The 26,033-nt window shown below is 66.6% G+C and carries 21 protein-coding genes and 1 pseudogene; 6 read left to right on the forward strand and 16 right to left on the reverse strand.

Going from position 1 to position 26,033, the window contains the following annotated elements:
• Positions 1 to 65: 65 nt before the first annotated feature.
• The 5 genes from prfH to ACW179_RS08225 form a co-directional block, all read right to left on the reverse strand.
• Positions 66 to 692 (reverse strand): peptide chain release factor H, encoded by a 627-nt coding sequence (gene prfH, locus ACW179_RS08205; RefSeq protein WP_492063806.1) that lies wholly within the window; start codon positions 690 to 692, stop codon positions 66 to 68.
• Positions 689 to 1,843: an RNA ligase RtcB family protein gene (locus tag ACW179_RS08210; RefSeq protein WP_492063807.1), complete on the reverse strand. Its 1,155-nt coding sequence runs from the start codon at positions 1,841 to 1,843 to the stop codon at positions 689 to 691. Before ACW179_RS08210 ends, prfH begins: the two co-directional genes overlap by 4 nt.
• Positions 1,798 to 2,286: a hypothetical protein gene (locus ACW179_RS08215; protein WP_492063808.1), complete on the reverse strand. Its 489-nt coding sequence runs from the start codon at positions 2,284 to 2,286 to the stop codon at positions 1,798 to 1,800. Before ACW179_RS08215 ends, ACW179_RS08210 begins: the two co-directional genes overlap by 46 nt.
• Entirely contained in the window at positions 2,276 to 2,416 is a 141-nt protein-coding gene (locus ACW179_RS08220; RefSeq protein WP_492063809.1) for a hypothetical protein, read from the reverse strand. Before ACW179_RS08220 ends, ACW179_RS08215 begins: the two co-directional genes overlap by 11 nt.
• Before the next feature lie 824 nt (positions 2,417 to 3,240).
• Positions 3,241 to 4,593, reverse strand: a complete 1,353-nt coding sequence (locus tag ACW179_RS08225; RefSeq protein ID WP_492063810.1) for an alpha/beta hydrolase family protein — start codon at positions 4,591 to 4,593, stop codon at positions 3,241 to 3,243.
• Positions 4,594 to 4,778: 185 nt separating this feature from the next.
• Between ACW179_RS08225 and ACW179_RS08230 the strand changes: the two genes are divergently transcribed.
• Together ACW179_RS08230 and ACW179_RS08235 are read left to right on the forward strand one after the other, a co-directional pair.
• Positions 4,779 to 5,555, forward strand: coding sequence for a LytTR family DNA-binding domain-containing protein (locus ACW179_RS08230; protein WP_492063811.1), 777 nt, complete (start codon positions 4,779 to 4,781; stop codon positions 5,553 to 5,555).
• Positions 5,556 to 5,831: 276 nt separating this feature from the next.
• A complete protein-coding gene (locus tag ACW179_RS08235) occupies positions 5,832 to 7,031 on the forward strand; it encodes an IS256 family transposase (RefSeq protein WP_492059584.1) in 1,200 nt (399 codons plus the stop codon).
• An 89-nt stretch (positions 7,032 to 7,120) separates the two neighbouring features.
• Here ACW179_RS08235 and ACW179_RS08240 read toward each other — a convergent pair whose 3' ends face one another.
• Positions 7,121 to 7,420, reverse strand: a complete 300-nt coding sequence (locus tag ACW179_RS08240; protein ID WP_492063812.1) for a hypothetical protein — start codon at positions 7,418 to 7,420, stop codon at positions 7,121 to 7,123.
• Positions 7,421 to 7,835: 415 nt separating this feature from the next.
• Here ACW179_RS08240 and ACW179_RS08245 point away from each other — a divergent pair, with 415 nt between their 5' ends.
• The gene (locus ACW179_RS08245) at positions 7,836 to 9,632 is read left to right on the forward strand and encodes a hypothetical protein (protein WP_492063813.1); all 1,797 of its coding nucleotides are present in this window, start codon (positions 7,836 to 7,838) and stop codon (positions 9,630 to 9,632) included.
• Positions 9,633 to 9,635: 3 nt separating this feature from the next.
• On the opposite strand, the gene ACW179_RS08250 is transcribed toward ACW179_RS08245, so the two are convergent.
• The 5 genes from ACW179_RS08250 to recF form a co-directional block, all read right to left on the reverse strand.
• Positions 9,636 to 10,337, reverse strand: coding sequence for a sugar phosphate nucleotidyltransferase (locus tag ACW179_RS08250; RefSeq protein ID WP_492063814.1), 702 nt, complete (start codon positions 10,335 to 10,337; stop codon positions 9,636 to 9,638).
• Entirely contained in the window at positions 10,334 to 11,392 is a 1,059-nt protein-coding gene (locus ACW179_RS08255; RefSeq protein ID WP_492063815.1) for a GHMP family kinase ATP-binding protein, read from the reverse strand. The genes ACW179_RS08250 and ACW179_RS08255 overlap by 4 nt, the downstream gene beginning before the upstream one ends.
• Positions 11,393 to 11,603: 211 nt before the next feature.
• On the reverse strand, positions 11,604 to 12,689 hold the full coding sequence (locus ACW179_RS08260; protein WP_492063816.1) for a methyl-accepting chemotaxis protein: 1,086 nt from the start codon (positions 12,687 to 12,689) through the stop codon (positions 11,604 to 11,606).
• A 182-nt stretch (positions 12,690 to 12,871) separates the two neighbouring features.
• The gene (gyrB, locus tag ACW179_RS08265) at positions 12,872 to 15,364 is read right to left on the reverse strand and encodes a DNA topoisomerase (ATP-hydrolyzing) subunit B (protein ID WP_492063817.1); all 2,493 of its coding nucleotides are present in this window, start codon (positions 15,362 to 15,364) and stop codon (positions 12,872 to 12,874) included.
• Positions 15,361 to 16,524: a DNA replication/repair protein RecF gene (gene recF, locus ACW179_RS08270; protein ID WP_492063818.1), complete on the reverse strand. Its 1,164-nt coding sequence runs from the start codon at positions 16,522 to 16,524 to the stop codon at positions 15,361 to 15,363. Before recF ends, gyrB begins: the two co-directional genes overlap by 4 nt.
• 136 nt (positions 16,525 to 16,660) lie before the next feature.
• Here recF and ACW179_RS08275 point away from each other — a divergent pair, with 136 nt between their 5' ends.
• Both ACW179_RS08275 and ACW179_RS08280 read left to right on the forward strand, forming a co-directional pair.
• Positions 16,661 to 17,743 (forward strand): phosphotransferase family protein, encoded by a 1,083-nt coding sequence (locus ACW179_RS08275; RefSeq protein ID WP_492063819.1) that lies wholly within the window; start codon positions 16,661 to 16,663, stop codon positions 17,741 to 17,743.
• Between the two features lie 7 nt (positions 17,744 to 17,750).
• Positions 17,751 to 19,037: pseudogene (locus tag ACW179_RS08280) on the forward strand (metal-dependent hydrolase family protein).
• Between the two features lie 120 nt (positions 19,038 to 19,157).
• Here the strand turns inward: ACW179_RS08280 and lpxK are convergent.
• From lpxK to ACW179_RS08305, 5 genes are all read right to left on the reverse strand, one after another.
• Positions 19,158 to 20,165 carry a tetraacyldisaccharide 4'-kinase gene (gene lpxK / locus ACW179_RS08285; protein ID WP_492063820.1) on the reverse strand — a complete coding sequence of 336 codons (1,008 nt, stop codon included), beginning with the start codon at positions 20,163 to 20,165 and terminating at the stop codon, positions 19,158 to 19,160.
• Positions 20,162 to 21,418: a 3-deoxy-D-manno-octulosonic acid transferase gene (locus ACW179_RS08290; protein ID WP_492064274.1), complete on the reverse strand. Its 1,257-nt coding sequence runs from the start codon at positions 21,416 to 21,418 to the stop codon at positions 20,162 to 20,164. The genes lpxK and ACW179_RS08290 overlap by 4 nt, the downstream gene beginning before the upstream one ends.
• A gap of 2 nt (positions 21,419 to 21,420) precedes the next feature.
• Positions 21,421 to 22,407, reverse strand: coding sequence for a cation diffusion facilitator family transporter (locus ACW179_RS08295; protein ID WP_492063821.1), 987 nt, complete (start codon positions 22,405 to 22,407; stop codon positions 21,421 to 21,423).
• Positions 22,408 to 22,590: 183 nt separating this feature from the next.
• Positions 22,591 to 23,316, reverse strand: coding sequence for a lysophospholipid acyltransferase family protein (locus ACW179_RS08300; protein ID WP_492063822.1), 726 nt, complete (start codon positions 23,314 to 23,316; stop codon positions 22,591 to 22,593).
• Positions 23,313 to 25,091 carry an ABC transporter ATP-binding protein gene (locus ACW179_RS08305; RefSeq protein WP_492063823.1) on the reverse strand — a complete coding sequence of 593 codons (1,779 nt, stop codon included), beginning with the start codon at positions 25,089 to 25,091 and terminating at the stop codon, positions 23,313 to 23,315. The genes ACW179_RS08300 and ACW179_RS08305 overlap by 4 nt, the downstream gene beginning before the upstream one ends.
• 133 nt (positions 25,092 to 25,224) lie before the next feature.
• Between ACW179_RS08305 and ACW179_RS08310 the strand changes: the two genes are divergently transcribed.
• Positions 25,225 to 25,890, forward strand: a complete 666-nt coding sequence (locus ACW179_RS08310; protein WP_492063824.1) for a fused DSP-PTPase phosphatase/NAD kinase-like protein — start codon at positions 25,225 to 25,227, stop codon at positions 25,888 to 25,890.
• Positions 25,891 to 26,033: the final 143 nt, after the last annotated feature.

The following is a 26,033-nucleotide window of genomic DNA, read 5'->3' on the forward strand; positions in this document are numbered from 1 at the left end:
GAGGTGGCCCCAATTGGAAGGAGGGCTGGACGGAATTCGCTGGATTCCGCCCAGCCCGTTTGGGTTCAGGTCGCCGCTTTCGGCGTGAAGCGGACCCCCGCGTAAGTTCTGACCGGATTGCCGCGCTCAAGTTGCTGGTTGCGGCTCCATTGCGATCGGCGGGCCTGGTCGCGTGACGCACCCCGTTGTTCTTCGATCATCATGGCGAGTTTCAACCGCACCAACTTGCGGTTGGCGTGCTGCGAGCGCTGCTCTTGCGCGGTGGCGACCAGACCGGTGGGACGGTGGGTGGCGCGCACGGCGCTATCGGTCTTGTTGACATGCTGGCCGCCCGGACCGCTGGCGCGCAGGGTCTGGTAATCGATGTCCTCGGCCTTCAAATCAGGGACAAGGTCAGGCTCTGGCGCGAGGGCGACACCCACGAACCAGTTTCTGCGGTTATGGCCAGGCCGAAACGGACTGTCGCCGGTCCACAGGACCGTGCCGATCCGCCCTGCGACGAATGCCTGCGCCTGGTCGCCGCCGACACGCATCAGCAGCGATGAGGGATATTCCTCACAGCTCTCCAGGATCTCGCAGACGACGCCATAGGCTTCAGCTTCGCGGGCGTAGGCGGCCGCGAGTTGAGCGACAACCCACCGACATTCCTGCGGTCCCTGCCCGGACGTCAGGTGCAAAATGATCTCACTCAAGACGCCGCCCTTGTCTTGTAGCTGAGCAAGGGGCGCAGCCGCGCGATGACGCGCACCAGGCCAGCGTGCTCAAGGTCTGCCACGACCCGCTGGATGTCCTTGTAAGCCTCGGGCGCTTCCTCATAGATCAACCGGCGATCCTCGCAGATGACATGGCTGCCCAGCGACGTGCGTTGAAGATCGGCGATGCGGAAACGCGCGGACAGCCTGGCGTGCGCGTCCGAGCGGCTCCACTTGCGGCCAGCGCCGTGGGCGAGCGAGCTAAGGGCCGTGTCAGCGCCGTCGGCGATGGGTTCGACCAGGTAGCTGAAATCGCCGCGCGATCCCGGGATGGCGACCAGCCCGCGATCGGCCGGGGCTGCGCCCTTGCGGTGTAGCCATCCGCCAAGGTGGGGCGTTACGCAGTTGTGGCAGATGTCGAGCACAGGCCGTCCCTCGGCGCCGATGGCGTCGCAGAAGCGTTGCGCGATGATCCGCCGGTTCAGCACGGCCCAGGCCTGAGCCTGATCATGCTCGGCCAGATAGGCTTGCCCCGCAGGGCTGGCCGCGAGCATCCCGGCGCTGACGGGCTCCGTCTTGTGCGCCTGAAGAACAGCTTGGCCCAATCCCCGCGATCCGCTGTGAACCATCATCCACACACGATCCACCTGCAGGCCCAGTGTCTCGAAGCGCTCGCCGTCGACGACCTCCTCGACCCGCTGGAATTCCACGAAGTGGTTGCCACCGCCAATCGTGCCCAGGGCGGAGCCGGCCAAGTTCGGCGGTAGACCGAAACCCGCCACGGCGGCCAGGCTGTCGCCCGACCAAGCCTCGTCGAGGCCGTGGAGCTTGCGCTCCACGGATCCCAGCTTGAACTTGCGCAAGGGGCTGCTCAGTTCCCACAGGCCTATGCCGCAACCGATGTCGCCGCCCACAAGATGCGGCCAGATCCGATCCGGCGACCAGAACGCGGCGCCCACCGCGATCCCCGCGCCGACATGCAGATCGGGCAGGCCGACGACGCGCTCGATCCCGTCATAGCGGGACGACGTCTCGAGCTGGTCGACGGCGGCCAGATCCAGGCGGGACGGGTCTGCCGAGATCAGCGTGATTTTGGGAGACAGGCTCACAGCGCACCGCCTTTCCCGCCGCAATTGGCTGCGGGCAGGCATTGGGCGAGGCCCTTGCTGTCCTTGAGGATCCCATCACGCGGATCGACGAAGAATGCCCGTCGGCGACGCCATCGGTCCTCGCGCCCGAGCACCTCGCCCTCGAACATCCACTCGCCGCGCCGACCGACCGAGATGCGTGTCAGGACATAGTCCTCGATGTGCTCGCGCACATGCATCTTGATCGTGCTGCCGGTGTCGAGGGTGGCGCAGATCTCGCTGAATACGCTGTCCCACGGCCGCCCTCTGCGGCTTCGCAAAAATCGCACGAGAGGTGCGAGGTTTTCGTTGAGCGATTTTGAATAGGGCGCGGCGATGTGAGCGTGACGTTTCAGGCCAATATATTGGATGTTCGGATCAGGTGTCCTTTTCAGTTTCGGTGATGGCGCATGCCCGGCGCCCCACCGTGGTCGCTCGACGACGACTTTGAACATGTCAGCGCGCATGACGGCCCTCCCGGGAAACGGAAACCGGCGGCGTCTGGCTGAACAGCGGATATTTGGAGATACGGCGAGGTGTTTTCACCCTGCCGAAAGGGGTCAGGCGAGTGACATCGCCCGACAGCGAATTGCCCATGCAATCTGTTCCTGAAGAGTCTGGATTATGAGGAGGTTTCCTTGACGGGCTGAAGTCGCTCGCATGATGTTCTCCTTTCCAGGTTCAGAAACAGGCCGGGCTTGGCTGAGGCGCTCATTATGGCATCTTGAATTCAAATTCAAGATGCTGGCTTTCGTCGGGGTGAGCTTCCGTCTAGGGGCACATTAGCCGACCGATCTACTTGCGCTTTGGGTCGGGACCGGTATCCGCGCCTGCGGCGGATTCGGACTGGGCAAATGTGAGATGCCCGGCCTGGTGCTGATGGCAAGGATCGCCCCTAGGCCGACTGACATGACGGCTGGTTCGCGACTTGCCTTCTGGTGTTCGCGGATAGTCGTCAGTGGCGCCCGGCTTGTGCATCACGCGGCGGCGGCCACTCGCAGTTCTCCAGAGCATCCGTATCTGCGCGCCTATGTCAGGCGTTTCCTGGAGCTTCCCGGAGGTGCCGATTGTTTCCCGTACGCCCCGAAAGCGGACGTCGCCAAGGGCGGGGTAAGGGGGGCGACCTTAGCCTTTTAGACCGGAACGGTAGCGTCACGCCACCTCTGGGCTCAGGGGCTGCGGGCCCGGAATGTCCGCTTTGCGGCGGGGGACTGATTTCCCCTTCCGACCTCGGACAGAACATCGGCAAGTCTGCTTGCGCCGCCGGCGAGCGATCTTGCCAGTGTCGGCGCATCGCCTCATTTCAGGGCGTGTGTTCATCAGAACCGACAGTTCCTGGCAGTGGCGATCTGAAGGTCAGTTTGCAGGCTGGATATCCAAGGTGAATTTCCAGCCTGCCCCGACTGCGGATCGGGCGGAGCTCAGCGGTCGGCACCCCGCTGTATGACGGCCTGCGCATCCGGCGACGCCGGACGGCCGGTGAGAATCCAACTGGCCAGCAGGTCGAACAGACCAGGAGGATAGGCCGCCGTCTCACCCGTCGGCCCCTGGAATTTCTCGAGCAGTCCGTGATCGGCCCGCGGGAAGACGATCAGGTCCAGGTCGGCCCGGCTGCGTTGGATGTCTTGCAGCACCTGGATCGTGCCGGCGCTGGGTGTCTGCGGATCCTGGCCACCCAGGAGCCAGAGCTGGCGCGATTTGATCGTCTCGATGATCGGGCGCGGCTCATGGTTGAAGGTCAGGCCCTGCGACAGCGTTGGCCCAAACTGCCGCACCTCGGCGGTCGGCATGCGCAGCAGAACGCCCGTGTAGGAGCGGGGCTGGATCGCGGCGAGCCAGGGTTCTGCGCGATATTTCGATTTTAGCGCTTCCAGGGCTTCGAACCCCTGCGAGAAGTTCGACAGGACCACCTGTTCCGTGGCTGCGGTGACCTCTCGCGCCTGGCTTAGGGCCACGTCGCCAAAGCCGGCCCGGCGCAACTGACTCTCCACGACCGCCCGGTCTTGCGCGGGCGGGCCTTCGGCCATGGCGAAGGCGGGAACGACGAAGTCCAGAGGCGTCAATGTCGCCACGAGGGGCGCCACCCAACCGCCCTGGCTGGCCCCGATAACGCCGAATTTTTGGGCGTGCGGCGCCAGACGCCGGGCCTCCTGGACGGCGGCGGCGGTATCGGCGGCGCGAACATGGAAGTCGGCCGTGAGGTCGCCCCCCGAGGCTCCGGTCCCTCGCTTGTCATAGACGAAGAATCCGACCCCGCGCCGCGCCAGCTCGAACTGCCAGCTTGCATCGTCGGTGTCGGGATCGTTGTTGGACCCGCCGATCCAGACAGCGACGGCTTTTGTGCTCGCCTCACCGCCGGGCGGCAGCACGAGCTTGCCGTGCAGCGCGATGCCTGCGCTGTGGAAAGTCGTTTCACGTACGACCAGCGGCGCACGGCGGCCAAGCTGCACGCCGGTGCCGGTTTCCATATGCACCCGCCCAGACTCGCAAGACTCGAAGCGCAGTGTCAGCCTGGCCGAGGTCGATGTGGCATAGGTGCCGTCCGCCTGTTCGACGAGCTTGCCCAGACCGCCTTCGGAGCGTCCGTACCGCAGGTTACGGGGATCTCCGTCGCTGCCGGTGATGGAGAGGAACCGCCCGTCCGGGAAGGCGTAGGCGCCGAGCCGGCAGCGCAGGCTCGGGTCCAACCGGGTTGTGATGGTCTGGTCCAGACCTGTGGGCGGTGTCGCGGCGATCAGCGCGGCGACGGCGAGATTGGCGGCCAGGGTGAGCATATCGGTCCTTCAGATCAACGATGAGACCACCCCCGACGGGATGGCCTCCGAGCCATGGCGGTTGTCCCTCCACACGGCGTGTGGAGGTCCTCGCAGGTCGTTCGGCCGAAGGTCGTTGCGGGACGGGCGGCGGCTCGCTAGGCCTGGCTTCGCGAACGGCGCCAAAGTTGCGCGAACGGGACGACATGGACGGCAAGGCGAGCGCACAGAGCGCGGCGACGACCGCGCGACGATGGGGAATCGACCTGGCCATCCTGGTCGCCATCGGATTGCTGATGGGATTCCTGGGACCGTTCGATACTGATCGGCTGCCCAAGGTGGAGCGCTATCTCTACTGGATGATCTGCGTGGTGGGCGGAGGGGTGATCGGGGTTGTGGCGGATGAAGGGTTGAGCCGACGCATGGCCGCGACCTGGCGACGGGTTGCAGTCGTCTCGGTGCTGATGACGCCGCCGGTGACGCTTCTGGTGCTGGCGGCCCAGGGCCTTCTCCTGAACCAGGCGCTCAACTGGCCAAGCTACCTGGGACTACTCTGGCAGGTGTGGCCCATCATGCTGCCGTTGATGTTGGTGCGAACCCTGGCCTGGCGGCGATCACCCGCGCAGGTCGAGACCAGAACCGTCATCGCCGCGCCGCTGCCCGAGGCCGAGGCCGCCTTCAGGCGACGACTTTCGGCGAAACGTCGCGGAGCCCGGCTGCTCGCGATCGAGGCGCACGACCACTATCTGAAGGTTCATATGGACGCTGGCGCGGAGCTGATCACCCTCCGGTTCGCCGATGCTCTGGATGAGTTGGCGCAAGCCCATGGCTGGCGTGTTCACCGCTCTTGGTGGGTTGCGGCCGACGCGGTCGAGAGCGTGCGCTGGCGCCGTGGCGCGGGAGAGATGCGTCTTCGCGGTGGCCTAATGGCGCCGGTGAGCCGCACCTACGCTCCGATCTTGAAGGAAGCGGGCTGGTTCTAGGTGTCTGTCGACTCTAACCCCAACCGAGCGTCGGCAGTCCGCTCTCGGCGCCGGCGGCCGGCTTTGTCGGTAACGGTCTAACCCCGTCATTTCAGGGCGGGAGGCGTGAAGCGGGGGTCGTGTCCCGGGACGTGGTGTAGCTCGTTGGCGATAGCGTAGCCGCTCGCGACGCGCGCCTTCCCCATGGCGCCGTAGCGAGCGAGCGGCGTAGCGGTGGTCATCCACGATCTTCGGTAGGGTTGGGTTGCGAAGCTCAACCTGAACCAAGGACCGAAGATGACCGAAGACACAATCGCCCTTCGCGGGCTGATGGAGAAGAGCGGCGACAGCGATTTTCTACGCGAGATGATCGGGTTCGCCGCCCAACGCCTTATGGAGCTGGAGGTGGGCGGCCTGACTGGGGCTGCGCACGGCGAGAAGAGCCCCGAGCGGCTGGCGCAGCGCAACGGCTACCGCGATCGCGACTGGGAGACGCGGGCGGGCACGGTGGAACTGCGGATCCCAAAGCTTCGCAAGGGCTCCTACTTTCCGGGCTTCTTGGAGCCGCGGCGGCTGGCCGAGAAGGCACTGACCGCGGTGATCCAGGAGGCCTACATCCAGGGGATCTCGACCCGCTCGGTGGATGACCTGGTCAAGGCGATGGGCATGAGCGGCATCTCCAAGAGCCAGGTCTCGCGGCTCTGCGAGGAGATCGACGAGCGCGTCCAGGCCTTCCTGACCCGGCCGATCGAGGGCGACTGGCCCTACCTGTGGATCGACGCCACCTATGTGAAAGACCGCACCGCCGGGCGTATCGTGTCCAAGGCCGTCATCGTCGCCGTGGGCGTCAACGCCGATGGCCGGCGCGAGGTGCTGGGCCTGGCGGTGGGCCCTTCCGAGGCCGAGACGTTCTGGACGGACTTCCTCAGAAGCCTGGCCCGGCGCGGCCTGCGGGGCGTCAAGCTGGTGACCTCCGACGCCCACGAGGGTATCAAGGCGTCGGTCTCCAAAATCATGAACTGCACTTGGCAGCGTTGCCGCGTCCACTTCATGCGCAATGTCATGGCTCACGCCGGCAAGAGCGGTCGCGCCATGGTCTCGGCCTTCATCGGCACGGCCTTCGCCCAGGACGACGCCCAGGCCGCCAAGACCCAATGGCGCGGCGTCGCCGACCAACTGCGGCCCAAACTCCCCAAGCTGGCCGGCTTCCTCGACCAGGCCGAGACCGATGTCCTGGCCTACATGACCTTCCCCGCCGCCCACCGCACCAAGTTGCACTCCACAAACTCCCTGGAGCGGCTCAATGGCGAGATCAAACGCCGGACAGAGGTCGTAGGCATCTTCCCCAACGAGGCCGCCATCATCCGGCTCGTCGGCGCCATTCTGCTCGAGCAGAACGACGAATGGGCCGTCCAACGATGCCGCTACATGACCCTGGAAAGTGTCGCTCCCTTGAGCGATGATCCCATCGTCAGCCTGCCCATCATGGCGGCCTGACCAATCCGGCTCAGCCGGAGAGCGCGGTGATCACGCCGACGCAGTTACACCACGCGATGGGACACGACCTGAAGCGGGGGCCCTAACCCCTACGGCTTTGCCGATGGCTGGAAAAACGAACGCTCCTCTGCATCAACGTAGGGCTCTCCTCGGTCTCCAGCTTCAGCGCGGTTTAGCACCTTGTCTTCGTACGCTCGGGCGACGTTGACCCGGACGCCTCTGTAGCGAATGCCATGAAGGATGTTCGTGCAGGCGGCGCTCCCTGCCGGGAGGCGGAAGTAGGCGTCGGCCGAAAGGATGATCGCGCCGGGGAGTAGGCTTGTATCGCCCTTGTCTGCAGCCTCCTGGGCCATGATGTCAAAAAGGTGCTCGATGTCTTCAAGTGTCATGTTCCCCGCGTAGGGTGATTCATCCGACCGAACCGACGTCGGCTCGAACGCGTCACAGGAACTGGCAGATCATCCCCAAGGTCGTGGGAGGCCCGTTACCCCAGGAAGAAGTCCCGTCGCTCACTGCGGACCAATGTGCGGATGGGTCGCGGACGTCCGTTTCGGTCGATGCTGATTGCCGCCTTTGGCATCCGACTTGCGCCTCAGATCGCCAGCGGCCACTCATTGTTCTCCGCAGCATCCGTATCTGCGCACTATTTCTCAAAATATCACCGATCTGCCACGGGCAAGCCGGCCACCTGGAAGGCGCGGCAAAAAGGCCCCTTAACTTTGGGTGAGATTCAATTCACGGTCGCACCCGTTAACCATAAAGCAGCCTCTGTGAGCGCCGCGCGGTTCTAAGGGGAGACGGGTCATGCGTTCGCCAGCTGACATGGACATTGTCCAGATCGACATCAGCACCAAGTGCCACCTGAACTGCTCCAACTGCACGCGCCTGATCGCGCATCAGCCCTCGCGCGACGACATGGCGCTGCAGACCTTCGAGACGGCCGTCAACAGCATGCAGGGCTGGAACGCCCCCAACAAGGTGCTGGGCATCATCGCCGGCGAGCCGACCCTGCACACCAATTTCGAGAAGATTTCGCTGCGCTTCGCCGAGCTGTGGGGCGGCCCCACCTCGAACGAAGGCAAGATGCCGATCCGCGACTTCAACGAGTTCGCGACCCAGCGGCTGTTTGACCGCGGCAATGGCCGGGGGCTGTGGACCAGCCTGGGAGCCGGCTTCGCCAAGCACTACGAAACCATCATGTCGGTCTATGGGCACTGGAACACCAACACCCACGAGTCGGCCGGCTATCATCAGGCCCTGCTGGTTTCGCGCGCCGACTATATCAAGGCCACCGGCATGTCCGAGGAGCTTTGGGTCCAGAACCGCGACGACTGCTGGGTTCAGAAGCTGTGGTCGGCCTCGATCAACGACAAGGGCGCCTATTTCTGCGAAGTCGCGGCGGCGATCGATCGTCTCTATTTCGGCGGCAAGCATGCCTGGCCGGTGGAGCAAGGCTGGTGGCAGCGCAAGCCCGAGGACTTCGGCTCGCAGCTGGATCTCTGCAACTATTGCGGCCTGGCCCAGCCGGGCCCCTCGCAGCTGGACCTGCTTGAGCGTGACATCATCTCCGAGGAGCACCTGGCCCTGCTGAAGAAGATCGGCAGCCCGGCGATCAAGAAGGACAAGTACGAGCTGTTCAACCGCATCGACCACGTCGAGGAACGCAAGGTCGATACCCGCGACAACTATATCGGCGGGGGCGGCGCGGGGCGCCGGGTGGGCATCGGCCACAAGTCGACCAAGCCCAAGAAGCTGTCCTGCGTGCTGGTCTCGGTCGGCTATGGCGATGATCTGGCCGAAACCCTGCCGCGCAATATCGGCCTGTTCGACGAGATGGTGGTCGTCACCTCCAGCACCGACGAGAAGACCCAGGCCCTGGTCAAGGAACACGGCGCCAAGCTGGTGATCTCGGATCGCTGCTTTGATGAGGACCACGCCTTCAACAAGGGGCGGATGCTCAATGACGGCCTGGCGGCCCTGACCAGCCCCGACTGGATCATCCTGACCGACGCCGACATCATTCTCAATCCCGACACCCGCGACCTGATCTTCACCCACTCGTGGAACCCCGGCTGCCTGTATTTCACCGAACGGATGGACCGGACCGTGACCGAAGGGCAGTCGCCGTCGGTGAACATGGAGCCCAACGGCTATTTCCAGATGTTCAATCCGCGCGCCATGGCGATCCGTGACCGTTGGCCCCAGGTGATGAGCGAAGACTTCTGCTCGGCCGGCGGCATCGACACCTGGTTCTGCCAGCAGTGGAAGCGCGAAAACCTGATCGGCGTGAAGGACTTCGCGGTCGAGCATCTTTCCAGCCGCTTCCTGGGCGAAAACTGGAACGGCGTAGTCGAGCAGGGCGTGGCACCCCAGCCGGGCAAGTGGCGTCAGCTGGGCATCCTGACCACCAGCGGCTTCTCGACCTTCCTGAAGATGACCACCCTGCCGGACGTCATCAAGCTGACCGACACCCTGTATGGCCAGACCAAGGTCATCGAGACCAAGGACGTCAACGAGCACGTCCATGTGCTGGCCGATGGCCTGGAGTTTATGGGCAAGTCTCTGGGCCGCAGCCACATCCATGTGGCCTACCGCGACTGATCATCAGGCGCGGGGGACCAGGGTCTGGGCCTGGGCGTAGCTCTCGGGCACGCCGATATCGATGAAGTCGCCTTCATAGATCCGGCCACCCAGACGCCCTTGGGCGCACAGGTCCGGCAGGATGTCGTTTTCCAGCGACAGGAAGGCGATCCTGCTCGGCACCAGGGCGCGGTCAAGGCGATAGGCCCCGCCATTGATCAGGCCGGGCAGGGTGGGCTGAAGGCCGCGTGGCTGGAAGGCGCTCACGCGCTCGCCCTGCAGCACGATGGTCTCGTAGCGGTCAGCCAGAGGGATCTGGCGCAGGGCCAGGGTGGCGGGCCAGGCGTCGCTGGCGGCCAGGTCGGCCCAGTCGAAATCGAACCAGGTGTCGCCATTGACCAGCAGGAAGGTCTCGTCCAGCTGCTCACGCGCCCTCGCCAGGGCTCCGGCGGTGCCCAGGGGCTGGTCCTCGACCGAGACGGCGATCTCCAGGCCATGGTGCTGGTCGGCGTTGAGGCCCACAACATAGTCGGCGATCACGTCAGCGCGGAAGCCGGCCAGCAGCAGCACGCGCTCGAAGCCGTGGCGATGGGCCTTGTCCAGCAGGTGCTGCAGGAACGGACGGCCGGCCACGGGCAGCATCGGCTTGGGAACGTCGCGGGTCAGGGAGCCAAGGCGCGAGCCGGCACCGCCGACCAGAATGGCGCACTGGCGGGGACGGCTCATCGTGGCACGCTCCAGGCTTCGGCCCCCTCGAACGTGACCTTCACCGAGCTGGCCCGGCCGCCTGCGGCGTTCAGGGCCGAGATCAGGTGATAGCGGTTTTCGGGGTCGGTGCAGAACATCAGGAAGCCGCCGCCGCCGGCGCCCGACACCTTGCCGCCCCAGGCACCCTCGGTCATGGCCAGGTCGAACAGGCGGTTGACGGCGTCGGTGGCGATGCCCTTGGCGGTGCGCTTCTTGGCTTCCCACGAGCGCATCAGGATCGCCGACAGGTCGCGCATGTCGCCGCGCAGCAGGGCCTCGCGCATCACTGCCGCGTCGGCCTTCAGCTGGTGCATGCTGTCGATCGTTTCGGTGTTCAGGGCGCGCAGGCCGTCGATCTGCTCCTGGATAATGCCTTCCGAACGGCGCGACTGGCCGGTGAAACAGATGACCAATGAGGATTCGAACTCGTTGAGATAGGCGCGCGGTACCCGCAGGGGGCTGACCATTACGCGGTCCTCGGCCAGAAACTCGATGAAGTTCACCCCACCGAACGCGGCGGCATAGTGGTCCTGGCGGCCACCGGCCAGACCCAGCTTGCGGCGCTCCAGCTCGAAGGCCAGGCGGGCCACGTCGCCGGGGCCCAGCGGCAGCTCCAGCGCCACCCGGAAGGCCTCGATCAGGGCCACGACCAGGGCCGAGGACGAGCCCAGGCCCGATCCGGCCGGGGCGTCGATGGTCGTAGAGACCGTCAGGGCGGGGCGCTGGCCATCCAGATAGGTCTCGACCATGTGGTCATAGACGGCCTTGTGCAGCACCAGGCCCTGATCCAGCGTTATCGGCGCGCCAGGTTCAAGCCGCTCGTCGGCCCCGATGTCGCGGGCCCGGAATACGGTCTCGCCATCGGGATTGTGCATGATGTGCGCGAAGGCGAAGCGGTCGATCGTGGCGTTCAGCACCGCCCCGCCGAACTGGTCGCAATACGGCGACAGGTCGGTGCCGCCGCCGGCCAGGCCCAGCCGCAGCGGGGCCCGGGCGCGAACGTCGAACGGGCGAAGGACGCGACCTTTGGACATGCTCATACCTGGAAACTGCGGGCGTCGGCGCGGCCTGGCGACCTGGCCGCCTGTGATAGCGACATTGGCGCCGTCGTGGCCACAAGCTTGACCACGATAATCGGACGTAGAGCGCAATGCGACATGGGACCGGCGCTGGACCTGCATCAAAAGGATACGGCGAGACCGCCGCAACCCTTGCCATGCAAGGCCCAAACCAAGGCCGCTGTCTTCAGGCGGCGGCTGCGGTCCTGGCCACAGGCATCGGCGAGGCGAGCTGCTGGGTCTGGACCAGGCAGCCGTACCACCCCAGGCCCTTGTAGGTTTCATAGCCCGGGGTCAGGGCATAGCCCACGGTCGTGTCGCCTTGCGCATAGCTGCCCATGGCACCGCCCGAAGTGTCCAGTGCAAAGGTCTCGGTCAGCACGCCGCAGCCGTCCGAAGCAGCCAGGACGCGGCCCTTGCCGTCAAGCAGCATGACCCGTGAGCGCGTGCGCTCCTCGGTGGTCAGGCGCACGCCGTCCATGACGGCCTGAGCCTGGGGCTGCCAATCAAAATGCACGCCCAGTACGCCCAGGATCCTGCCGTTGCTGAGGCCGCCTTCACGGATCGCCGTGGCGTAGGTGGCTACGGGAGCATCGTTCAGAGCCTGGACCCGTTCGATGTCACAGGCGATGAAGTCGTCGCCGGTACGGGTCTTCATCGCTTCGCGAAACCAGGTGGTGTTGGCCGCCGAGATGTTCCGGGTGCCGGGATAGCGGTCTGGCCGGCCGGTGGCGATCACCTTGCCGCGCGTGTCGCAGATCCACAGGTCCAGATAGACGGTATAGGCGTCGAGAATGACACCCAGGCGCTGGCTGGCATGGCGGGCGATCTGGGGCGAGGTGTCGGCCAGGCAGGCGACCACGGCCGAGTCGGTGGCCCACCAGCGCACGTCGCATGTGCGCTCATAGAGGTTGCGGTCGACGATCTCGATGGCGTTGAGGGCCAGGTCAACGAGGCGCTGGCCGCGCATATGGCCCAGGATTGCGCCGCCGATGCCTGTGAGCTCGTTGAGGTCGGCCCGCACCTGGCTTTCGAGAGCGGCGGCGACAGCGTCGATTTCGATCGAGATGGTCTTGAATTCCTCGGCGACGATGGCGAATCCCTTGCCTGCCTCGCCGGCCCTGGCTGCAACAATCAGGGCGTTGATCGCCAGCATCTTCGCAGCGCGGTTGACCCGAGCGATCTCGCCGATCTTTTCGCCGGCTACGGCGCTAAGTCGCTGCGAAAGCTCGATGATGCGCTCAGGCCGCAAGGACTCGCCCGCTTCACTCATGCACCAATGCTCCACCCCCAGCGACGAATCGTCGCAGGGGGTGAGATAAGCATTTCTGCCCTGATCCCGAGCGGGTGCCGAGACAATAGTCCGCGAAACGCAACTCAATATGGGTAGATGTGACCCAGCTCGTCCTGGAAGCAGGCAGGGCCTGCCTACAATATTATCAGTAGTGGCCGACCCTAGACGTCGACCTCGGCGTCGAGCGCGTTTTCCTGGATGAATTCACGGCGCGGTTCGACCAGATCGCCCATCAGACGGCTGAACATGTCGTCGGCATTGTCGGCATGTTGCACCTTGACCTGCAGCAGGGTGCGGGCCTCGACGTCGAGGGTGGTCTCCCACAGCTGGTCGGGGTTCATCTCGCCCAGACCCTTGTAGCGCTGGATCGACAGGCCCTTGCGACCGGCGTCCATCACCGCGCCCACCAGATCCATCGGTCCACGGACGATGGTCGACTTGTCCTTGCGGCGGAACACCGCGCGGCCCGAGAAGATCTCGGCCAGGGCCCCGGCGCGCTCGGCCAGACGGCGGGCGTCGGCGGCGTGCAGCAGGCCATCGTCGAGCACCACGCTCTCGGTGACGCCGCGTCGTACGCGCTTGAACACATAGGCGGTGTCGCCGCGTTCGCCGGTCCAGGGGCCGTCGCCTTCCTCGGCATAGAGGTCCAGGCGACGGGCGGCGGCGGTGATGTCCGGGGTCTCGCCCAGCAGGCCGGCCAGGGCCGTCTGTTCCACGGCGAAGGCCGGGGCGCGGGCAGCGAGGCGGTCGATATTGCCCTTGGCCTGACGGCACAGCTGGATCAGGGCCAGAAGGTCCTGGCCCGTGCGGCGCTCGCCCGACGGCAGGTCGAGCTCGGCCCCATCGACGCCTTCGTCGATCAGGAAGGCGTCCATCTCGCTATCGTCCTTGAGGTAGCGCGAGGACTTGCCCTTGGCGGCCTTATAGAGCGGCGGCTGGGCGATGTAGATGTAACCGCGCTCGATCAGCTCGGGCATCTGCCGATAGAAGAAGGTCAGCAGCAGGGTGCGGATGTGGGCGCCGTCGACGTCGGCGTCGGTCATCAGCACGATCTTGTGGTAGCGCACCTTGTCGGCGTTGAAGTCGTCGCGGCCGATGCCGGCCCCCAGGGCCGTGATCAGGGTACCGATCTGGTCTGACGACAGCATCTTGTCGAAACGGGCCCGCTCGACGTTCAGGATCTTGCCGCGCAGGGGCAGCACCGCCTGGTTGTCGCGGTTGCGGGCCTGCTTGGCCGAACCACCGGCCGAGTCACCCTCGACGATGAAGATTTCGGACTTGGCCGGATCGCGCTCGGCGCAGTCGGCCAGCTTGCCGGGCAGGGAGGTGATGTCGAGCGCGCTCTTGCGGCGGGTCAGCTCGCGGGCCTTGCGGGCGGCTTCACGGGCGGCGGCGGCTTCGGCGATCTTCGAGACGATGGCCTTGGCTTCGGTCGGATGCTCCTCGAACCAGCTGGCCAGGCCTTCCTGCACCAGGTTTTCGACGGCCGGGCGCACCTCGGACGAGACCAGCTTGTCCTTGGTCTGCGAGCTGAACTTGGGGTCCGGCACCTTGACCGACAGCACGCAGGTCAGGCCTTCGCGGGCGTCCTCGCCCCCGACACTGACCTTTTCCTTTTTCGTGATGCCCGAGCTCTCGGCGTAGTTGGTGATGATCCGGGTCAGGGCCCCGCGGAAGGCCGACAGGTGGGTGCCACCGTCCCGCTGGGGGATGTTGTTGGTGAAGCACAGCATGTGCTCGTGGTAGCTGTCGTTCCACCACAGGGCCAGGTCGATCTCGACCTTGTCCTTGCGGCCGCGAATGACGATCGGCGTCTTCAGCAGCGGGGTCTTGGCCTTGTCCAGGTGGCGCACGAAGGCTTCGATGCCGCCCTCATAGTGCAGCTTTTCTTCCCACGGCGCGGCGTCACGCAGGTCGCGGAAATAGATGGTCACGCCCGAGTTCAGGAAGGCCAGCTCGCGCAGGCGGTGTTCAAGCGTCTTGCGGTCAAATTCGATGAACGCAAAGGTGTCCTTTGACGGGAAGAAGGTGACTTCCGTGCCGGTCAGGGTGGTGCCGGCCTTGGGGCCTTCCGAGCGCACCGGCGAGTCGCCGGTCTGGGCCAGCGAGGTCACGGCGTCGCCGCGCTCGAAGCGCATCTGATAGCTGTGGCCGTTGCGGTGGATCTTCAGCTCCAGCCAGTCGCTGAGCGCGTTGACCACCGAGACGCCAACCCCGTGCAGACCGCCGGACACCTTGTAGCTGTTCTGGTCGAACTTACCGCCGGCGTGCAGCTGGGTCATGATGACCTCGGCCGCCGAGACGCCCTCGCCTTCGTGGATATCGACCGGGATGCCGCGACCGTCATCGGTGACCGTCACCGAGCCGTCGGCATTGAGGATCACCTCGACCTTGGTGGCGTGACCGGCCAGGGCCTCGTCGATGGCGTTGTCGACCACCTCATAGACCATGTGGTGCAGGCCCGAGCCGTCATCGGTGTCGCCGATATACATGCCGGGGCGCTTGCGCACCGCGTCCAGGCCCTTGAGCACCTTGATCGAGTCGGCGTCATATTCGCCGCCCATCACTTCGGGCGCCGCCATCTGCGAGCCGTCTGCGGTGGTCAGTCGATCGCCGGAAGTGTCTTCAGCCGGGCCTTTGGTCTCGTCGGTCATACGTCTTCCAATGCAGTCAGGCCGAGTTCGCTGACGCGAACCCCCAAAGCCCGACCCTTCAGGTGGTCGAACAGCGACTCGTCCGTGCCGGTAAGGAAGGCCTGGAGCTTGAGCGCCGTGATTTCGTCGGCCAGAGCGGCTCGCCTTGTGAGGTCGAGATGCGCGGCGACTTCGTCGAGCAACACTATAGGATTCGGCGCGGATTCCGCACGCGAAAGTCGCGCCGCCTGGGCCAGAACCAGGTTCAGAATCAGCGCTTTCTGCTCTCCCGTCGAACATTCCGCAGCAGGACGGTCCTTCTCGACGTGCAGGATCGCCAGATCGCCGCGATGGGGCCCGGTCAGGGCCCGTCCGGCGGCCCCGTCGCGGCCGCGCGCAGCGGCCAGGGCGGTGGCCAGGCGTAGCTCGATCTCGGCGAAGTCTGCGCCGTCCAGGGCCATCTTCTCCCACTCTCCGGTCAGCGACAGGCGGGCCTGGGGAAAGGGGCGGTCGCCTCGGCCGTCGATCTCGGTCTGCAGGGCCATCAGGGTCCGGGCGCGGGCCTGGGCCATCAGGGCTCCGGCCTGCGCCAACCGCGCCTCCAGCGCTGTCAGCCACACCGCGTCGGCCGGCGCGCCGGCCTCGGCGGCGTCGGTCAACAGGCGCATCCGTTCGCGCTGGGCTTTGTCATAGGCGTTGGCATGGCTGGCATGGGCGGGCTCGCCGGCGAAGACCAGCCGGTCGAAGAAGCGCCGGCGCTCCGAGGCGGCCTCCAGGAACAGGCGGTCTTGGGCGGGGGTCAGCCAGATGGGGCGGATATGATCGGTCAGCCGGCCAGGCGGCACGGTCTCGCCGTCGATCCTCACGAGCCGGCGAGTGGCACCGCCTACCTCGACGCCGGCGCCCAGCTGCACGGGCTCATCCTGTCCCGACTCGACCAGCGCCGCCACGGCCCAGGCCCGCCCGGTCGCCTCGCCCGGCATCCGCCGGCCCACCTCGGCCAGGCTGGAGCCGCGCAGGCCCCGCCCCGGCGAGAGCAAGGAGATGGCCTCCAGCAGGTTGGTCTTGCCCGCCCCATTGGCCCCGAACAGATAGACGCTGGCCCCGCCCGTCTCGAGACGGGCGTGGGCATAGGACCTGAAGTCGGTCAGGGTCAGGGTGTTGATCGCGGCCGACGCCATGGGGCTGTCATAAGGTAGGTCGCCGTTGGCGTCACGGGCTTCGCGCGTCGGGCCCCCTGGCGATCACCGTGCTTGCGCCGCGCAGCTCACGCACTAAACTCGCCGCAATTCAAACAATCGTTGGGGAGAAGCGCGCATGGCCGAAGCCGCCGAACAGACCGCACAGGACCTGAACTCAGGCACCAAGGCGGTCGATCCGCGCCATGCGATCGACGAGGCCAGGCTGGCGTCGTGGCTCCAGGCGAATGTCGAGGGCTATGCCGGTCCGCTGGAGGTGCGCCAGTTCAAGGGCGGCCAGTCCAACCCGACCTATCAACTGGTCACGCCCGGCAAGAAGTACGTCCTGCGTCGCAAGCCGCCGGGCAAGCTGCTGCCCAGCGCCCACGCTGTTGATCGCGAGTTCAGGGTGATCTCGGGCCTGAACAAGGCCAGCTTCCCCGTCGCCAAGGCCTATGCCCTGTGCATGGACGAGGATGTGATCGGCACGATCTTCTACGTGATGGACAATGTCGAAGGCCGCATCCTCTGGGACGGCACGCTGCCCGACTATCAGCCGGCCGAGCGCCGGGCGATCTATGAGGCCGAGATCGACACCCTGGCCGCCCTGCACATGGTGGACTACGCCGCCGTTGGCCTGGCCGACTATGGCAAGCCGGGCAACTACTTCACGCGCCAGATCGACCGCTGGACCAAGCAGTACAAGGCCAGCGAGACCACCGACCTGACTGACATGAACAGGCTGATGGCCTGGCTGCCGACCTCGGCCCCGGAAGATGACCGCACCTCGATCGTCCATGGCGACTATCGCCTCGACAACATGATCCTGCATGCCACCGAGCCGAAGGTGGTGGCGGTGCTGGACTGGGAGTTGTCGACCCTGGGCAATCCCCTGGCCGACTTCAGCTATTTCCTGATGAACTGGGTGATGCCGTCTGACCAGCGCGGTGGCCTGTCGGACATCGAGGATCTGACCGCCTATGGCGTGCCGACCATCGAGGAGGCGGTGGCCCGCTACTGCAAGCAGACCGGCCGCGACGGTCTGCCCAATCTGGACTGGTACTTCAGCTACAACCTCTTCAGACTGGCCGGCATCTGCCAGGGCATTGTCGGCCGCGTCCGGGATGGCACCGCCGCCAGCGCCCATGCGCAGACGATGGAAGCGCGCGTGCCGGTTCTGGCCAGAGGGGCCTGGGCCTTCGCGCAGAAGGCGGGGGCCTGAGACCTGAATGCGTAAGCTGTTCGCGGGCGTCTGCGCCCTGGCCTTCACCGGGGCGCTGTCTGGCGCTGCCTGTGCCCAGACCCTGTTCGTCCAGGCCGGCAAGCTGCTGGCTGACCCGGCCACGGGCAAGGTCGAGACGGCCAGGACTGTGGTCATTGAAGGCGGCAAGGTCGTCCGCATTGTCGATGGCTATGTCTCCGAACCCGGCGGCAAGGTGCTGGACCTGAAGGACAGCTTTGTTCTGCCCGGCCTGATCGACAGCCATGTCCATCTGACGGGCGAGCAGAATCCGAACGGCCGTCTGCAGGCGGTGACGCGTTCCTCGTCTGACAGTGCCATGGTCGGGGCCGGCTTCGCCCGCAAGACCCTGATGGCCGGCTTCACCACCGTGGCCAATCTGGGTGCCGACCGCGAGGCCATCTTCGCCCTGCGTGAAGGGATCAAGCGCGGCGACGTGATCGGCCCGCGCATCATCGCCTCGGGCGCTTCGGTGGCCGTGCATGGCGGCCATGCTGACATCAACGGCTACAGCGAAGAAGTCATGCACGCCCTGCGGCCGGAATCGGTCTGCTCGGGCGCCGACGACTGCCGCCGGGCCGTGCGCGAGCAGATCTGGTTGGGCGCCGACCTGATCAAGATCACCGCCACCGGCGGCGTGCTGTCCAACACCGCTGCGGGCCTGGCCAAGTAGTTCTCTGACGCCGAACTGGCCGCCATCGTCGAGGCCGCCCACAGCATGGGCCGCAAGGTCACCGCCCACGCCCACGGCGTCGACGGCATCAACGCCTTCCTGAGGGCCGGCGGCGACTCGATCGAACACGGCACCTATCTCGACAACGAAAGCATGGCTCTGCTGAAGAAGAACGGCGGTTATCTGATCCCGACCCTGATGGCGGGCGACTATGTCTTTCGGGTCGCCTCGGGGCCGAACAACTATTTCACTCCGGCCCAGACCGCCAAGGCCCTCGACGCCGGCCCCAAGATGCTGGCCATGGCCCGCCGCGCCCACGAAGGCGGGGTCAAGATCGCGTTCGGCACCGATAGCGGCGTCTCGGCCCACGGCGACAATGCCGGCGAGTTTGCCCTGCTGGTCAAGGCCGGCCTGACTCCGCTGGAAGCCATTCAGACCGCCACCGTCAACGCCGCCGCCCATTTTGACCTCTCGGCCGAGATCGGCTCGCTGGCTCCGGGCAAGACCGCCGACCTGATCGCCGTAAAGGGCGATCCGCTGGCGGATGTGACGGTGCTCAAGAGCGTGACGTCGGTGGTGAAGTCTGGCGTGGTGGTGAAGTAGAAGATGCTCCCCCTATGGGGGAGCTGTCGCGGAGCGACTGAGGGGGCCATCTGGACTTAGGCCGCGCTGGCCCCCTCCGGCCCTCCGGGCCACCTCCCCCAGGAGGGGAGGAGCTTTGAGCTACAGCCCCACCGCCGTCAGCAACGTCTCCAGCGCTGCCTCGTCTTCGAACCGCGCCCGCACTGGCCAGGGTGTGACCTTGGCCCGCCATTCGGGCGACAGCCGCACCCAGTCCTTTTCGGTGGTCACCAGGCCAGCGTCGTACAGCTTGGCGCGGTCGGCCAGCATCGTCAGGGTGGCGTTGTCATAGAGCCCGTGGTCGGGGAAGGGCGCAAAGTCGACCAGGCTGCAGCCGGCGGCCAGCAGGGCGCGTTCGACCTTCCAGGGCTTGCCGACCCCGGCGAACCCCATCTGGGGCCCCTTGGGAACCGGCGAGGCGGCCTCGAGGCGAGCGATCAGCACGGGCGTCTGGCCAAACATCGCCAGCAGGGCCGGATCGGCCGAGGGCAGGTCGGCAGGCAGCAGCAGGATCACCGCGTCGGCGCGGGCCAGGCCCGCCTTCAGCGGCTCGCGCATCGGCCCGGCGGGGAACACCTTGCCGTCGCCGAACGGCCATTCATCGCCGCGCGTCTCGCCGTCGACCACCACCAGCGACAGGGTCTTGCGGACAGTCGGGTTCTGGTGGCCGTCGTCCATGACCACCACGCCGGCCCCGGCCCGGGCGGCGGCGAGGGCGCCTTCGGCCCGGTCGCGGGCCACCCAGATCGGGAAATCCTGGGCCAGCATCAGCGGCTCGTCCCCGACATCAGCGGCGGTGTGGCGACCGGGCTCGACGCGGGTGGGGCCCTTGCGACTGCCGCCATAGCCGCGCGCCAGCCCGTGGGCCGCGAGGCCGCGCCGGGTCAGGGTCAGGAGAAGCTCCCGAACGATCGGGGTCTTGCCCGTGCCGCCGACAGTGATGTTGCCCACGCAGATCACCGGCACACCCGGCTCGCGCGGCGTTGTCCGGGCCAGGCGGCGGGCGGTGGAAGCCGCCCAGATCCACGACAGCGGCGTCAGCAGGGCGCGGGTGACGGGCGAGGGCGCGCCGGATTTCACGTACCACCAGCGGGGTGTCGACAGCTTCATGGGACCAGCTCGAGGATTCGGGTCAGGCCGGCGCGGGCCTCGGCGTCGCGGGTCTCGACAAAGGCGGCGGCCCGCGTGGCACGGTCGCGGGCGGCAGCGGGATCGGCCAGGGCCTGGGTCAGTCTCGCCGCCAGCACGACAGCGTCGGACAGGATCAGGCCTTCGACCGCCGACAGCTCCGCATAGGCCGTCAGCCAGTTCTCGACATGGGGGCCTGAGACGATGGGACAGTCCAGTCGCGCGGGCTCCAGCGGATTATGGCCGCCGATACCGGGAACGAGGCTGCCGGCGACGATGCCCAGGTCGGCCAGCCGGAACCACAGGCCAAGCTCGCCCAGGGTGTCGGCGATCAGCACCTCGGCAGGCGCGGCGTCGGGATCGGCGCTGCGCAGCGACACCGCCAGACCCCGCGCTCTGGCCAGGTCGGCGATGGCCCCGCCGCGCTCGATATGGCGGGGGGCGATCACCAGTCGGGGGCGGTCGGTCGTCGGCAGGGCCGCGAAAGCGTCCAGCACGATCTCGTCCTCGCCCGGATGGGTGCTGGCAGCCAGCAGCACTCGGCGACTGGCGAACTTCGCTTTCAGATGCGCCAGGGCGGCGTCATCGGCCGGCAGGGGGGCGGCTCCGAATTTCAGGTCGGCCTCGCCGGCCACCGCTCCGCCCAGCGCGGTGAAGCGCTCGGCGGCCCGGGCGTCTTGCGCCAGGATCAGGTCGAAGTTCGAAAACAGCAGATGGGCCGCGAAGGGCCGCATGCGCCAGCCGTCATAGCTCTTGTCCGACAGCTTGGCCGAGACCAGGGCCAGACGCGTTCCGGCCGCCTTGGCGGCCAGCAGCAGGTTGGGCCAAAGCTCGCTCTCGACGAACACTGCCAGGTCTGGCCGCCAGTGGGCCAGGAAGCGCCGGGCGCCGCCGGGGGTATCCAACGGAACATATTGATGGATCACGCCGCCGGGCAGGCGCTGGGCCAGCAACTGGGCCGAGGTCACCGTGCCCGAGGTAACCAGCACCGCCACCTCGGGATGCTCGGCCCGCAGGCGTTGAACCAACGGCAGGATCGACAGGCTCTCGCCGACGCTGGCACCGTGCAGCCAGACCAGCCGGCCGTCGGGTCTCGGCGTGCGCGGCCGCCCCAGCCGCTCGTTCAGGCGCGCGGCGTCTTCCTTGCCCCGGGCGGCGCGGCGTTTCAGCAGCAGGGGGGCGACAGGGTCCAGCGCCGCCGTGGCGAGCCGGTACAGGGTCAAGGACAGTGGCAGGCTCACACGACATCCGCAGGGGCCAGGCGGCAGGCGTGGCCGTCGCCCTGTTCGACCTGCAGCGTGGCGTGGCCGATCTTGAAGCGGCTGGCCAGCTCGGCGCAGGTCTCGTGCAGAAAGTGGTCATGATCCGTCGCGCCCGGCCGGACCACATGGGCGGTCAGGGCGGTCTCGGTGGTGCTCATCGCCCAGATGTGCAGGTCATGGACCTCGGTAACGCCCGGCTGGTGGCTCAGCCACTCGCGCACCTTGGCCGCGTCAATGCCGCGGGGCACGGCGTCCAGGGCCATGTCCAGCGAGTCGCGCAGCAGGCCCCAGGTGCCCAGCACGATCACCGCGACGATCAGCAGGCTGGTGACTGAGTCGAGCCACAGCCAGCCGGTCAGCATCATGCCAAATGCCGCGACCACCACCCCGGCCGAAACCCCCGCATCGGCGGCCATGTGCAGGAAGGCCCCCCGGGCGTTGAGGTCGTCCTTGGAGCCGCGCATGAACATCAGGGCCGTGGCGGTATTGATGACGATCCCGATGGCCGCGACGATCATCACCGGGCCGCTCTGCACCTGGGCGGGCTCGGCAAAGCGGCGCACGGCTTCCCAGGCGATGGCGCCGGTGGCCACCAGCAGCAGGGCGGCATTGCCCAGCGAGGCCAGGATGGTGCCCTTGCGCAGGCCATAGGTACGCCGACCGCTGGGCGCGCGCTTGGCCAGGGTCGCCGCGCCCCAGGCCAGGATCAGGCCCAGAACGTCCGACAGGTTGTGGCCGGCGTCGGCCAGCAGGGCCAGGGAATGGGTCAGCAGTCCGGCCCCGAACTCGACCAGGACGAAGCCCAGGTTCAGGGCCGTGCCGATGGCGAAGGCGCGGCCGAAGTCCTTGGGCACATGATGGTGATGGCCGTGGTGCCCATGGTCATGCCCGTGCCCATGCCCATGGTCATGATGATCATGGTCGTGGTGATCGTGCGCGTGTCCGGAGTGATCGTGCGGCATGGGGTCTACATCCCACCAAGGGCGGGTCGGATCAATGGCGGACCCTTCCAATCCCGTTCTTCCCGGCGAAAGCCGGGACCCAGATCCATCCGGGGAGTTTGGGGCTGATGCGCCTTCTGCCTGAGCCGAATTGCCGGCGCTCGGGGTTTGATCTGGGCCCCGGCTTTCGCCGGGGAGAGCGGGTCAGAGGGAGTTCTGAGGAGTTCCATCGCCCTCGCCCACCAACGCCTCGGCCCGGCGCGACACGGCCGACAGCCGTGCTTCCCAGTCGGGCGCCAGGGCGTCGGGGTCATCGCTGCGGCCGGCCTGGACCGGACCGTCCCAGACCATGGCTGCCTTGGCGAAGGGCAGGGGGATGATCGTGCGGTCCCAGGTCTTCAGGCGGATACAGGGCTGCATGGCCACCCCGACGAACAGCACCGGCGCGCCGCTGACCCGCGCCAGGGCCACGGCGCCCTTCTGAAGCACCTCGACCGGACCGCGCGGGCCGTCAGGGGTGATGGCCATGGCTCCGCCGTCCTTGACCCACTTGACCATGTCGCGAAAGGCCTGCTCGCCGCCCTTGTTCTTGGCGGTGTCGGTCTTCTTCAGGGACGAGCCGCGAATGGACGGCAGGCCCAGCTTGGCGATGACGCGGGCGATGAACTCGCCGTCGCGCGACTGGCTGACCAGCACCCGGATTTCCGGCTTGTCAGGCCCCTGTGGCCAGGTGACCGGTCCGACCGGCACGCGGCTGTGCCACAGGGCCAGAATCGCCCCGGACTTTGAAGCCTGGCTCTGCGCCCAGACGCCCTGGGCGATCTCCTGCCCCTCGCGCGTCCAGCGAAGGGTGCGATAGGTCAGGGCCAGATAGCCCGACATCAGTCGCACCAGCAGGCTCATGACCAGGGGCGAGCGCAGCGGCTTCATGCGGCGTCTTCCGGCAGGTGATCCAGGTCCTGGGCCTTGGCCAGCCGGGCATAGAGGCCCTGCTGGCGAACCAGTTGCGCATGGGTTCCGGTCTCGACCACCTGGCCGTTGTCGATGACATAGATGCGGTCGGCGCCCTTCACGGTCGACAGGCGGTGGGCGATCAGGATGGTGGTACGGCCGGCCATCAGCCGTTCCAGCGCCGCCTGGACCTGGGCCTCGCTTTCGGTATCCAGGGCGCTGGTCGCCTCGTCCAGCAACAGGATCGGGGCGTCCTTCAGGAAGGCGCGGGCGATGGCGATGCGCTGGCGCTGGCCGCCCGACAGCCGCGCGCCGGCCTCGCCGACGCGGGTGTCATAGCCGTCCGGCAGGGCGCTGATGAAGCCATGGGCGGCAGCCTGCTCGGCAGCGGCCATGATTTCAGCCTCGCTCGCTTCTGGCCGGGCATAGGCGATATTGGCGCGGATGGTGTCGTCGAACAGGAACGGCTCCTGGGTGACCAGGGCGATGCTGTCGCGCAGTGAGGCGATGGTCACTGACCGAACGTCGTGCCCGTCGATCGTCACCGCGCCACCGGTCACGTCATAGAAGCGGGGGATCAGGTTGAGGATCGAGCTTTTGCCGCCGCCCGAGGGGCCGACCAGGGCCACGGTCTCGCCGCGCCGGGCGGTCAGCGACACCTCGGTCAGTGCCGCGACGTCGCCGCCGTAGGAGAAGCTCACGTTTCCCAGGGCGATGGCGCTGTCGCCAGCGGGTAGCGGCTTGGCGTCGGCGGGATCGATGATGGTGGGCTGCACGTCCAGGGCCGAAAACAGCCGCCGGGCGGCGGTCAGCCCCTCGCTGAACACCGTCTGCAGGTTGGCGACCTGGCGCAGGGACTGTCCGGCGCCAAGAAGCGCGGTCAGAAAACCGAAAAACACGCCGGGGGTGATCGCGCCGGATTTGGCGCGCCATCCGGCATAGGCGAAGAGCAGAGCCACCAGCAGGGTCGTGATGGTTTCTGTCGCCGGCGTCGCGCGGGCCTTGGCGTCCGAGCCCTTGATCAGATGCGCTTGGCGGCGATGGATCACGGCCGCGACGCGGGCCTCCTCGTCGGCTTCGCGGTTCTCCAGTTTGACGATCTTGACCCCGTCCAGGCTCTCCATGATCGCAGTGGACAGGGCCGAGGTCTCGCCCATGGCACCCTTGGCCGCCTTGGTCGTGCGCTTTGAGAAGCTGCGCATGACGGCATTGACCACGGGGGCAATGGTCAGAACGCCCAAGGCCAGCCAGGGGTCGTAGGTGAACATCACGTAGAGCAGACTGACCACGGTCAGACCTTCACGCACATAGTTCACCACGCCCGTCGTCGCGGCTTCGCGGATCAGGCCCGCGTCATAGAGCATCGAGGCCACATAGGAGCCGGAGTGAGCGCCTCGCAAGCTCGCCAAGTCGGCGCGCATCAGGCGTCCGAACAGTTGGATCTGAACGTCGCCGACCACGCCGTTGCCGATCCGGTTGATGAAGGTCGATTGCAGCACCTGGAACAGGCCGCGGCCAATGGCCAAGGCGGTGATGGTCAGGGGGATCCACACGATCGCGCCGGGCGTCTGGCGCGTGATCAGTTCATCGATCGCCGGCTGGATCATCTTGAACAGCTTGGCGTTCAGCGCCGCCACGATCACCGCGCTGAGCAGTGACACGGTCAGGCCCTTCCAGCGGGGCTTGAGATAGTCACGCCAGATCCGCGCGGCGAGGGCGCGGTTGGAAGGCTGCAGCATGTCCGTATCGGTCATGGGCGAGGGGTCGGATTTCGAGGGCGGGCTGTCAAGGACGCCAGCGCATCACCTCGTCAGTAAACGACCATCCGTTTTGCATTGCGCGGCGGTCTATCCTACCTAGGCGCGGCAATTCCAGAGGATCGCCCGTTTGGCCCAGTTCGACCTGACCACGCCTTGGGGGCGCCTGAAGACCTATCTCCACTATCTGTGGAACGACCATGCCTATCTGCGCCTGGGCTTTTCCAACGCCCACTGGGTCAGCCCCGAACTGGTGCGGGCCAACCAGCCCTGGCCCTTCCAGCTGGCCTGGTGGAAGGCGCGCGGCATCAAGACCATCGTCAACCTGCGTGGCGGGTTCGACGGCAGCTTCTATGCGCTGGAAAAGGACGCCTGCGAGCGGCTGGGCCTGACCCTGGTCGACTTCACGATCACCTCGCGCGAGGTGCCGATTCGCGAACGGGTGCGCGGGGCCAAGGAACTGTTCGAGACCATCGAATATCCGGCCCTGATCCACTGCAAGTCCGGCGCGGACCGGGCCGGGATCATGAGCGTGCTCTACGCCCACTATCGCCTGGGCCTGCCGATCCGCGAGGCGATGAAGGAGCTGTCCCTGCGCTACCTCCACATCAAGGAGGGCAATACCGGCGTGCTGGACTATGTGTTCGAGCAGTATCTGGAGCGCGGCGAGCCCCAGGGTCTGACCTTCAGCGAGTGGGTCGAGAGCGACGAGTACGATCCGGTCGCCATGAAGAAGACCTTCCGCGCGGGCATGCTGGGCAAGGCGATCACCGACAAGATCCTGCGCCGGGAATAGTCGCCTAAAGCACCGAGCGATGTTCTGATCTCAGGGCCTCGATCTTCAAACAATGTACCGTCACCCCGGGACTTGTTCCCGGGGCCCATGGTTCAGCTTCACGGTTGGATGACGGCCTGCCGCGCACTTGCGGTGGAAAAATG

The sequence above is a fragment of the Caulobacter sp. AVps18 genome, assembly GCF_058681425.1.

Bases quoted from the DNA above. Each gene is read 5' to 3' on its own strand.
- ACW179_RS08250 (WP_492063814.1), bottom strand. From the start codon at position 10,337: ATGAGCCGTCCCCGCCAGTGCGCCATTCTGGTCGGCGGTGCCGGCTCG.
- ACW179_RS08255 (WP_492063815.1), bottom strand. From the start codon at position 11,392: ATGTCCAAAGGTCGCGTCCTTCGCCCGTTCGACGTTCGCGCCCGGGCC.
- ACW179_RS08245 (WP_492063813.1), top strand. From the start codon at position 7,836: ATGCGTTCGCCAGCTGACATGGACATTGTCCAGATCGACATCAGCACC.
- ACW179_RS08295 (WP_492063821.1), bottom strand. From the start codon at position 22,407: ATGCCGCACGATCACTCCGGACACGCGCACGATCACCACGACCATGAT.
- lpxK (WP_492063820.1), bottom strand. From the start codon at position 20,165: ATGAAGCTGTCGACACCCCGCTGGTGGTACGTGAAATCCGGCGCGCCC.
- ACW179_RS08240 (WP_492063812.1), bottom strand. From the start codon at position 7,420: ATGACACTTGAAGACATCGAGCACCTTTTTGACATCATGGCCCAGGAG.
- ACW179_RS08305 (WP_492063823.1), bottom strand. From the start codon at position 25,091: ATGACCGATACGGACATGCTGCAGCCTTCCAACCGCGCCCTCGCCGCG.
- ACW179_RS08210 (WP_492063807.1), bottom strand. From the start codon at position 1,843: ATGCCTGCCCGCAGCCAATTGCGGCGGGAAAGGCGGTGCGCTGTGAGC.
- ACW179_RS08215 (WP_492063808.1), bottom strand. From the start codon at position 2,286: ATGCGCGCTGACATGTTCAAAGTCGTCGTCGAGCGACCACGGTGGGGC.
- ACW179_RS08230 (WP_492063811.1), top strand. From the start codon at position 4,779: ATGGACGGCAAGGCGAGCGCACAGAGCGCGGCGACGACCGCGCGACGA.
- gyrB (WP_492063817.1), bottom strand. From the start codon at position 15,364: ATGACCGACGAGACCAAAGGCCCGGCTGAAGACACTTCCGGCGATCGA.
- ACW179_RS08235 (WP_492059584.1), top strand. From the start codon at position 5,832: ATGACCGAAGACACAATCGCCCTTCGCGGGCTGATGGAGAAGAGCGGC.
- recF (WP_492063818.1), bottom strand. From the start codon at position 16,524: ATGGCGTCGGCCGCGATCAACACCCTGACCCTGACCGACTTCAGGTCC.
- ACW179_RS08220 (WP_492063809.1), bottom strand. From the start codon at position 2,416: ATGGGCAATTCGCTGTCGGGCGATGTCACTCGCCTGACCCCTTTCGGC.
- ACW179_RS08300 (WP_492063822.1), bottom strand. From the start codon at position 23,316: ATGAAGCCGCTGCGCTCGCCCCTGGTCATGAGCCTGCTGGTGCGACTG.
- ACW179_RS08225 (WP_492063810.1), bottom strand. From the start codon at position 4,593: ATGCTCACCCTGGCCGCCAATCTCGCCGTCGCCGCGCTGATCGCCGCG.
- ACW179_RS08260 (WP_492063816.1), bottom strand. From the start codon at position 12,689: ATGAGTGAAGCGGGCGAGTCCTTGCGGCCTGAGCGCATCATCGAGCTT.
- ACW179_RS08275 (WP_492063819.1), top strand. From the start codon at position 16,661: ATGGCCGAAGCCGCCGAACAGACCGCACAGGACCTGAACTCAGGCACC.